At 39.6% G+C, this 2211-nt stretch carries 5 protein-coding genes; all 5 read right to left on the bottom strand.

All coding sequences use genetic code 11. The annotated features are described in order from the left end of the window. Positions 1–214: 214 nt before the first annotated feature. Positions 215–412: a DUF2283 domain-containing protein gene (locus VJB08_00300; GenBank protein HLD42412.1), complete on the bottom strand. Its 198-nt coding sequence runs from the start codon at positions 410–412 to the stop codon at positions 215–217. After that, positions 409–681 (bottom strand): hypothetical protein, encoded by a 273-nt coding sequence (locus VJB08_00295; protein HLD42411.1) that lies wholly within the window; start codon positions 679–681, stop codon positions 409–411. The genes VJB08_00300 and VJB08_00295 overlap by 4 nt, the downstream gene beginning before the upstream one ends. 106 nt (positions 682–787) lie before the next feature. Beyond that, positions 788–967, bottom strand: coding sequence for a hypothetical protein (locus tag VJB08_00290; protein ID HLD42410.1), 180 nt, complete (start codon positions 965–967; stop codon positions 788–790). Positions 968–1083: 116 nt separating this feature from the next. Further along, positions 1084–1392: a nucleotidyltransferase domain-containing protein gene (locus tag VJB08_00285; GenBank protein ID HLD42409.1), complete on the bottom strand. Its 309-nt coding sequence runs from the start codon at positions 1390–1392 to the stop codon at positions 1084–1086. After that, complete coding sequence (locus VJB08_00280; protein ID HLD42408.1) at positions 1368–1730, bottom strand: HEPN domain-containing protein; 363 nt, start codon at positions 1728–1730, stop codon at positions 1368–1370. Before VJB08_00280 ends, VJB08_00285 begins: the two co-directional genes overlap by 25 nt. Positions 1731–2211: the final 481 nt, after the last annotated feature.

Raw genomic sequence — 2211 nt, 5'->3', positions numbered from 1 at the left:
CTCTGGAACTCTTCAATGAAAACAAGAAGGTCGCTCTGGTTGGCCTCGCCTCTTGCAACCTTGTCTGCGAAGAGATGAGCATCAATGCTGTCCACCTCTGCATCTAGGTTGAGGTCAGAGAGGCTTAGCAAGTCTGAGCCTTCTGGATTGACCTGAGGGCCTTTGATTAAGAGCCAGTCGACTTTGAAGTCGTAGGGGGTCGATTATCAAAATCCTATTGTTTTATTGCAACTGGTTTTAGTCTTTGAATGAAGCGTGAGGCTTCAAGTATCTCTATCCCTATGATCTCGTCTCTTTTATTTAGCTCTATGTTTATGCCGGGAGCAATCTCTTCAAAGCTTTCCTCTTCTCCTTCTTTTAAGTAGATAAAAAGCGAGTCAGATTCCTTATCATAATTATACTTCTTATTCATTTTCTTGTCCACCTCCCACTCAACACCCTATTGATTATCTTTTCATCTGTTAGGGGATGTATTGTAATGATCTTATTATCTTGTTCCTCGTAAGCTATCATCATATTCCTCACCTTCTTATTGTAATAAAGCTTCTTAATGGCTATCTCCCTTCCTTCCACATTATCAAAAAACCGTTGGTCAGGGTTTTTGTAAATCTTGTTCGGGTAATCTTTGGGTATCTTCCTTATCTTTAACCTCAATTCTAAATGCTTTGAATACTCAATCATCTGGGTATCTCAAGTATACCTATCTTTAAATACATTTCCTTTTATCAGAAGCTCCTCAACGATTGATGCAGTTTTCAATCACTTTGGGAAGATAAACTATCCGTTGCTACCTATACCCTTCCCAATCCTCAACACTGCTTGTCCTCAATGCTTGGAGAACTGCCAATGTTGCTTGGTCTTCAGGATTCCTTCTCTGGAACTCTTCGATAAATACAAGAAGGTCGCTCTGGTTGGCCTCTCCTCTAGCAAACTTGTCTGCGAACAAATGAGCATCAATGCTGTCCACTTCTGCATCTAGGTTGAGGTCAGAGAGGCTTAATCGATCAGAGCCTTCTGGATTTACTTGAGGGCCTTTGATTAAGAGCCAGTCGACTTTGAAGTCGTAGGGGGAAGAGGGATATCCTACACTACAACTCCCTGCTTTACAGCCTCTCTTACTATGCTAATCTGTTTCTTAAGTTTATTAAACTCTTCAGGAGTATAGCACAAAAAATCTACAGGATAATCAAGATCCCATTTCATATACAGAGGAGGCGCCCTTTCAAGCATACCTCTCTTTCTAAATCTTTTTGAGACCACAATCAAATCTACATCACTCCATTTATGAGGCTTTCCTTTTGCTCTTGAACCAAATAGATACATCTTCTCAATCTTATTCTCTTTCTTGAATTCTTTAAGCTCCCTTATCAGTTTAGATTTTCTTGTATCCACTTTAATACCTCTTGACAGTAATCTATCATCTGCTCGGCCTCTTTCTGTGTATAGCTTTCTGGAGAGTCTGGATAGCGGGAAGCGGTGTAGGATGGATTTAATTTTGCGCATACTTCTATAATCCTTGCAGGCGCATTGCTTAGTTTAGCTAACCTGGTCAAATCATGGATTTTAGGAAATTCCTTTGTTCTTTTGATAAGCAATGCCTTAAACGCCTTTTCAGCAACCTGCTGGCACCAGAAAGCTGAAGCATAATAATCGCCGCTTTTGAAACTGTTGTTAGCTGTTCTTATATCAGCTTCTGCCCTGTCGATCCATCTCTTTATTTCTTCCTTCATACTCTCCTTAAAAACTTCAGAAATATTTAAATCTACCTATACATCCCCCAACCCTCAACACTGCTTGTCCTGGCTAATGCATTTAGGGACACTATCCCAACTTCAGGGCTCTTTTGCTCAAATTCACGTATGATTCAGAGAAGTGTTAGCTTGTCAATCTATCTTTTTGAGAATGCGTCTGAGATATGGACCACGCCTTTACGCAGTTATTTTCTGATTTCATTATTCCATTAAAAGCAATCCTTTATTAATTTCGCTTGATTCTCCGTTGATCAGGAATTGATTGGTTATGATTATATACTCTATATAAACTATTAGGATAAATTATTTATTATATGCTCCCTTACTCTGCTAAAGGGGGGTTAATTGGGTTAAGTTAAAACCAAAAGGAGGGCAAACCAACATGTCAACACAAGTCTTAGAGCAAATGCTGGTCTCTGTTCCGGTTCGACTTCAAGAAAGAGCATATCAGACTTTGGAT

The sequence above is a fragment of the Candidatus Nanoarchaeia archaeon genome (genome assembly GCA_035290625.1).
Taxonomy (GTDB): Archaea; Nanobdellota; Nanobdellia; order Woesearchaeales; family DATDTY01; genus DATDTY01.
The sequence above is the reverse complement of the archived record's forward strand: the minus strand, read 5'-3'. Positions and strand labels throughout refer to the sequence as shown.

What these genes read in the sequence shown, in the direction of transcription:
- VJB08_00300 (HLD42412.1), bottom strand. Translation starts at nt 412, where the DNA reads ATGAATAAGAAGTATAATTATGATAAGGAATCTGACTCGCTTTTTATC.
- VJB08_00280 (HLD42408.1), bottom strand. Translation starts at nt 1,730, where the DNA reads ATGAAGGAAGAAATAAAGAGATGGATCGACAGGGCAGAAGCTGATATA.
- VJB08_00295 (HLD42411.1), bottom strand. Translation starts at nt 681, where the DNA reads ATGATTGAGTATTCAAAGCATTTAGAATTGAGGTTAAAGATAAGGAAG.